The organism is Sulfuricurvum sp. (assembly GCF_049305995.1).
Taxonomy (GTDB): Bacteria; Campylobacterota; Campylobacteria; order Campylobacterales; family Sulfurimonadaceae; genus Sulfuricurvum.
Map to the genome: position 1 here is coordinate 1 of NZ_JBAQPS010000175.1, position 5,930 is coordinate 5,930.

Consider the following 5,930-nt stretch of genomic DNA (forward strand, 5'->3'; position numbering starts at 1 on the left):
CATCTCAGCGATACGCCCCTCATGAAGAACCATTCCCCCGATGAGCTGAACGTCGAAATGGCGCATCCCAAGAACGCGTTTACTCACCTCACGGGTAATCGCAAACGAATCTACCAACACGTCATCCACTGTTTTTGTATGACTTTGTACGGACTCTTTTAACACAGCAAACGCTTCTTGGAGTTCACTGTCGTTTAAAGCTGAAAAGTGCTCTTCGCGAGCATTGATTTGTGCTACACGTTTGAGATATTTTTTGATTTCGTGATCATTCTTGGTACCGAAAATTTTTCCGAGAAACGTTTGGAGCATTAAAAGCCTTCATTATGAACAGTATTGAAAAAGTCGCTGATTTTAGCATACGAAATCTATGGTTTTGGTTAATAAGCATAGGGTACAATGTCATTATTACTTAATTCAAGGATTTAATGTGCGTTTTTTACCCCTTCTCATTACCCTAGCACTCACTCTTTTCGCCTCCCCACAAGAGATTACCTCCTTTAACGGCAAATTTGTCCAGAGTATCATCGACGATAATGGAAAAAAGATTGTCTATTCGGGTGAATTATGGGCGTCTAAACCTCAAAATGCCCTCTGGAAATACCAAAAACCGATCCAAAAAAGTGTCTATATCAACGCTCAAAAAATCACCGTTATCGAGCCCTCAATCGAGCAAGTAACCCTAAGGACACTCGATAATGAGATCGATTTTCTCCAAATCATCCAAAAAGCTAAAAAAGTCTCTGATGATAAATATACCGCCATGGTAAAAGGGGAAATTTACACGATTCTTTTTAAAAATGACCTCCTTAGTTCTATCGCTTATACCGATGGATTTGATAACAAAGTCACAATCGTTTTTACCAACCCATCCCAAAACCAACCGATTGATACCAGTAAGTTTAAACCGGTTATTCCAGCGGATTTCGACGTTATAAAAGATCATTGATGTTACACAATAAAACGAATACATCCGTTTTATTGGCAAGGACTAAAGTCCTTTGCAATCCCCTAAAGCTACAAAAACTACGTTTTTGAGAGTTTTAAATGTTACCCATTAGTTACTGTATAGACTTTATGCTACGCTTTGAGTAAGAATTTTTCTTGCTACACCCGATAAGGAGTCTCCCATGACAGTCTCATCGAATTACAATTCGTATGCGTCATATACTTCTTCAGCCTCTTCTACTGCGCAAAGCTCAAAACCGAGTTTTGAAGATATTGCGGTTCAGATGATTAGTACTATGGATAGCGACGGAGACGGTTCAGTTAGTTCAACTGAATTTTCTACCGCTTCATCCAACAATTCATCGTCCAGTGATATCTTTTCAACACTCGACACAGACAGCAGCGGCAGTATGAGTACTGAAGAACTGGTAGCGGCACTTAAAAACATGAAACCGCCTGAACCACCGCAAGGTCAAGAGGGTGGAATGCCTCCACCACCGCCGCCAAGTGAATCTTCTTCGACTTCATCTGAAAGCGACAGTAGCATTAGTGAAATTTTTGCTGCACTCGATACCAATGAAGACGGTACGGTGAGCATGGATGAACTAGCAGTGCTCTTCGAAAGAGATTCAACCGATACGAGTGAATCGGCTCAAACAACTACTTCAACCACTGAGACGGCAACCGAAGACGCATTTAAAAATATGCGTAGCGATATGCTTCAAAAAATTCTCTCCTATTATGGCAACAATGCCTCTTCGACTAATACAACCTCTCTTTTAAGCCTCAGTGCTTAAAAAAATACATGCCCTTTTCTTGGGCATGTGTTACTTATTTGTTACTTTAGCCCCGATATAATCGCTTTATGATAAATGTTTTAATGATTGAAGATGATATCGAACTCGCACAACTGTTAAAGGGACGTTTAGTCAAAGATAATATCGATGTGACTATCACGACAACACCGCTGGAAGGGTTGAGTCTCTTTCAAAAACAGCACTTTGATCTTTTAGTCCTCGATCTCTCACTGCCACAAATGGATGGGATGGAGATTTGCCGCCTGATTCGCCAAGAGAGCTCGATCCCGATCATCATCTCTTCTGCTCGCTCTGACATACGGGATAAAATGATGGGATTTGCACGCGGAGCAGATGATTATCTCCCAAAACCCTACGACCCGCAAGAGCTGATTGCCCGCATCGATGCGATTTTACGACGCCTCCATCCAACAATGCCCAAAGCACTCACACCCTTTGAGGTCGATGATAAACGTCATGAAATTACACGACACGGTGCATACCTGCGTCTTAGCCAAGCCGAATACGACATCGTCACCTACATGATCAAAAAAGATCGCACCGTTATCTCACGTGAAGAACTACTCCTCAGCATAGGCTCAATCAAATACGAGAGCAGTCTTAAAAGTATCGATGTTATCATGGGACGAATCCGTCAAAAAATCGGCGACGACACTAAAAATCCCCGTTATATCGTATCGGTTCGGGGTGTAGGATATAAATTTGTTAATCAATAACCACTCCATTATTCGCCTCATTATCTTCTTTTTTCTACTGATATTTGCCCTGATAAACGGGCTTTTTTGGATTGCTCAACAACATTTTTCCAAAGAACAAATAGCGGATCGAATGCAACGATTTGCGCTAGCAGATAGGCTCATCCACCATCAAAAGGGCAATTTTGACTCAGAATTAAAACAGTTATTGATAGTACCCTCATCATTGTCTTCAGAAATATTGCGTACTAAAGGGGAATCTTTAGTATCCTTCCCTTTTGGTAGAATGATGCGCTATGAGAATAAGATTTATTTTATAAAATTTCCTCCCCCTGATTTTAAATTTGGTAGACCGCCACCGATGATTGGGGATTCAAAATTTCTGCCGCCACTACCATTTCCTTTTACCACGATTGTTCTGCAAGATTTGAAAGAATACTCATCATGGAAAATTTGGGGAATATTTGTCGCGATTGATACACTTGTTTTGCTCTTTTTTCTCTATCTATTGCGTAAACTCACCCCCCTGCATCGTCTCAAAGATGCCATTATAAATTTCAAAGAGGGCGATACCCGTCTTAAAATGTCTAGCAATGGAAAAGATGAGATTTCTCAGATCACCCGCGAATTTAATCTGGTCTTAGAAAAAATAGCGGCCTTGAAAGAAGCGCGTGCCCTGTTCTTACGCAATATTTTACATGAATTAAAAACCCCAATTATGAAAGGATCCCTTACCACCGACTGCATTAGTGAATCAGCAGAGCAAGAGCGGTTAAAACGCATTTTTAATCGGATGAGTTATCTCTTGGATGAGTTTTCAAAAATGGAGCAATTTAGCAGTGGTGAGTGGCATCTTAATACGCGAGAGTACCGTTTCGTCGATATCCTCGATCATACGTGCGATATTTTGCTGTGTGACAAAAAAAATATTACGATCAAAGGGAAAAACTCCGATTTGATGATCAACGCCGATTTTCAGCTTTTCTCCATTGCCCTCAAAAATCTTCTCGACAACGCGCTCAAATACTCCAACTCGAAACCGACTCTGATTATTTTGTCACACGGTATCGAAGTATGCAGTATCGGAGATCCGATCCCGGATGAAAACAGAGTCTTTTCCAAGCCGTTTAACCGTACCTATGAGGGATCAGAAAGTGGATTAGGATTGGGACTTTACATCACCTATTCTATCCTCACAAAACATGGCTATACTCTCGAATATCAGTACGCATCTGGACTAAACTGTTTTAGGATTGTTTTACGCTAAATAGTACTAAAAAGTTAGAAAAAAAACCAGATCAATAATGCCATCCCAATGGCAAGATTGAACCAACTACCCCCCTCTTCAAATAATATTATTAAGAATTCATAATACTGTTTTTGAAAAAAATTCTCACTATGTATAAGCTCCCTTTGTGCATAGATGGATATCTCAATTCCCCAAATAAAGGCAATAATTTCCGGTACAATGAGAAATACAACAATTCCTAAAAATCCCCAAATCGATTTATCAGGCTTTAGGGCTAGTAATACTTTGTGTGTGGTAGGGCTTTGTACTATTTGTTTTGCTTTTGTTTCTAGTTTCTTATTCATGAAATCGCATTATATTCAAAAAATAGGGCAAATCGCTATAATAACATATGCAAAGTATTCCAGAAACTTCTTTTGATGTTATCATCGTCGGTGCCGGAGCGGCAGGATTGATTGCAGCTATCACTGCCGCACGACGAGGAAAAAAAGTTTTATTACTCGAAAAACTTTCTAAAATTGCTTCGAAACTCAAAGCAACGGGAGGGGGTCGTTGTAATCTCACCAATACTCTTGGTAATGAAGATTTTATGGCTCGTTTCGGGCGTGAAGGGCGATTTATGACACCTGCACTCCACATCTTTGATCATAAAGCTTTAATCACTTTTTTTGCCGAAATTGGGGTTGAAAGCCATGCACCGGATGGATATCGAGTATTTCCGATATCTCATAGTTCCATGAGTATTATTACTGCTTTGGAAGAAGAAATAATACGATTAAACATTACCCTCATCACTTCAGCACGTGTTGAAAAATTAGAATATGAAGAAAATAATATCGTTGGAGTATCCACCGCTCTTCAGACCTACTATTCCCCTAATGTCATTATCTCTACCGGAGGTCTTGGATATCCTCAGCTCGGAGCTGAAGGAGATGGTTTTACCATCGCCTCCGATGCAGGTCATACGATAACCGAACTCTACCCTGCTATGATGCCACTTAGGACACAGGAGACATGGGGTGCAAATTGCCGCGCCGATACGATTCCCAAAGTAGAAATTCGGATCAATCTCTCTAAAGCCAAACATATCCATGCACATGGGGATCTTATTTTCACCCAAAACGGTATTCGCGGTCCCGTCGTCCTAGATATTGCACGTGAAATCACACCGTTGATCGAAAAATACGGTTCTGTCCCATTACTAATCAATATGACCAAAGGGCTCAATGAAGAACAACTGCGTCATCACATCAAAAAAGAGATTGATAAAAAGCCCGAACAATCGATATTAACCCACATGATGACACTTCTGCCAGAAACTCTATGCCGTGCCCTCTGCACCCTCGCAAATGCCGATCCCGATAAAGGATTTAATAAATTAGATGGATCGATACGTGATAGACTCATTAAACTTCTCGCATGGACACCACTTACAGTTATCGGACATGATGGATTTAACATGGCAATGATCACCCGTGGAGGGATATCCCTCAAAGAGATCCGCCCAGAGACAATGGAAAGTAAAATTTGTAAAGGTCTCTATTTTTGCGGAGAAGTCATGAACCTCGATGGTCCATGTGGCGGCTATAACTTGCAGTGGTCATTCTCCAGTGGATATTTGGCGGGACACTTAAACACTACTCCGTAAATGATATAATTAGTTTACGGAATTATGTTGAGTTATAACACTCTGACATAAGGTTTTAAATTTCAGTAAACCATTACGGATTATCCATTCGATAATGGCGAGATTTACCCCTTCATAATCGTGAGCGATATAGGTTCTAACATCGTAAATCCCTTTTATATCTTCGACATCAAACGCTTCAAGGATATGAGTCGCGTTTTCGAGTTTGAGTTTATTGAATTGTTCCGCAATAGCGGTAAGATGCATCAAAATCGCAGGGCGTTTAGTAGATTACGCCACTTGTAGTTTTTTAATCTTTTGAATCGATGTATATTCTTGCTTATAGGCTTGATACAAATCAAAATTATCTTGAAGTGTCATCCAAAACTGCGGAGTCGTTCCAAGATACTCAGAAAGTTTAAGTGCCATTACCGCACTGATACCCCGTTTTTGGTTATAAAGTTCGCTCAGGGTCTTGATCCCTACACCGAGGTCTTCCGACATACGCGCTTGCGTAAGCCCAAGCGGTTCGGCAAATTCGAGTTTGAGGATGATCCCCGGATGGGTGGATGATCGGATTTCTTTCATCGTTTTTC

Annotated in this window: 8 protein-coding genes and 1 pseudogene; 5 read left to right on the forward strand and 4 right to left on the reverse strand. The window is 40.7% G+C overall.

Features of this window, described 5'->3' with window-relative positions; genetic code table 11:
* A pseudogene (locus WA010_RS05975) lies at positions 1 to 309 on the reverse strand (preprotein translocase subunit SecA); the annotation flags it as partial.
* A 118-nt stretch (positions 310 to 427) separates the two neighbouring features.
* On the opposite strand from WA010_RS05975, the gene lolA reads away from it, so the two are divergent.
* The 4 genes from lolA (at position 428) to WA010_RS05995 (ending at position 3,725) form a co-directional block, all read left to right on the forward strand.
* Complete coding sequence (gene lolA / locus WA010_RS05980) at positions 428 to 946, forward strand: LolA-like outer membrane lipoprotein chaperone (protein ID WP_422556232.1); 519 nt, start codon at positions 428 to 430, stop codon at positions 944 to 946.
* Positions 947 to 1,127: 181 nt separating this feature from the next.
* On the forward strand, positions 1,128 to 1,742 hold the full coding sequence (locus WA010_RS05985; RefSeq protein WP_422556233.1) for an EF-hand domain-containing protein: 615 nt from the start codon (positions 1,128 to 1,130) through the stop codon (positions 1,740 to 1,742).
* A gap of 68 nt (positions 1,743 to 1,810) precedes the next feature.
* Complete coding sequence (locus WA010_RS05990) at positions 1,811 to 2,479, forward strand: response regulator transcription factor (protein ID WP_422556234.1); 669 nt, start codon at positions 1,811 to 1,813, stop codon at positions 2,477 to 2,479.
* Positions 2,466 to 3,725 carry an ArsS family sensor histidine kinase gene (locus WA010_RS05995; protein ID WP_422556235.1) on the forward strand — a complete coding sequence of 420 codons (1,260 nt, stop codon included), beginning with the start codon at positions 2,466 to 2,468 and terminating at the stop codon, positions 3,723 to 3,725. The genes WA010_RS05990 and WA010_RS05995 overlap by 14 nt, the downstream gene beginning before the upstream one ends.
* Positions 3,726 to 3,739: 14 nt before the next feature.
* On the opposite strand, the gene WA010_RS06000 is transcribed toward WA010_RS05995, so the two are convergent.
* Positions 3,740 to 4,051: a hypothetical protein gene (locus WA010_RS06000; RefSeq protein WP_422556236.1), complete on the reverse strand. Its 312-nt coding sequence runs from the start codon at positions 4,049 to 4,051 to the stop codon at positions 3,740 to 3,742.
* A gap of 47 nt (positions 4,052 to 4,098) precedes the next feature.
* On the opposite strand from WA010_RS06000, the gene WA010_RS06005 reads away from it, so the two are divergent.
* Positions 4,099 to 5,355 carry an NAD(P)/FAD-dependent oxidoreductase gene (locus tag WA010_RS06005; protein WP_422556237.1) on the forward strand — a complete coding sequence of 419 codons (1,257 nt, stop codon included), beginning with the start codon at positions 4,099 to 4,101 and terminating at the stop codon, positions 5,353 to 5,355.
* Between the two features lie 9 nt (positions 5,356 to 5,364).
* On the opposite strand, the gene WA010_RS06010 is transcribed toward WA010_RS06005, so the two are convergent.
* Together WA010_RS06010 and WA010_RS06015 are read right to left on the reverse strand one after the other, a co-directional pair.
* Positions 5,365 to 5,604, reverse strand: coding sequence for a HepT-like ribonuclease domain-containing protein (locus tag WA010_RS06010; protein WP_422556238.1), 240 nt, complete (start codon positions 5,602 to 5,604; stop codon positions 5,365 to 5,367).
* 21 nt (positions 5,605 to 5,625) lie between these two features.
* Positions 5,626 to 5,930 (reverse strand): HigA family addiction module antitoxin (locus WA010_RS06015; RefSeq protein ID WP_422556239.1); only part of this gene is annotated, 305 nt, incomplete at its 5' end.

What these genes read in the sequence shown, in the direction of transcription:
- WA010_RS05985 (WP_422556233.1), top strand. Translation starts at nt 1,128, where the DNA reads ATGACAGTCTCATCGAATTACAATTCGTATGCGTCATATACTTCTTCA.
- WA010_RS05990 (WP_422556234.1), top strand. Translation starts at nt 1,811, where the DNA reads ATGATAAATGTTTTAATGATTGAAGATGATATCGAACTCGCACAACTG.
- WA010_RS06000 (WP_422556236.1), bottom strand. Translation starts at nt 4,051, where the DNA reads ATGAATAAGAAACTAGAAACAAAAGCAAAACAAATAGTACAAAGCCCT.
- WA010_RS06005 (WP_422556237.1), top strand. Translation starts at nt 4,099, where the DNA reads ATGCAAAGTATTCCAGAAACTTCTTTTGATGTTATCATCGTCGGTGCC.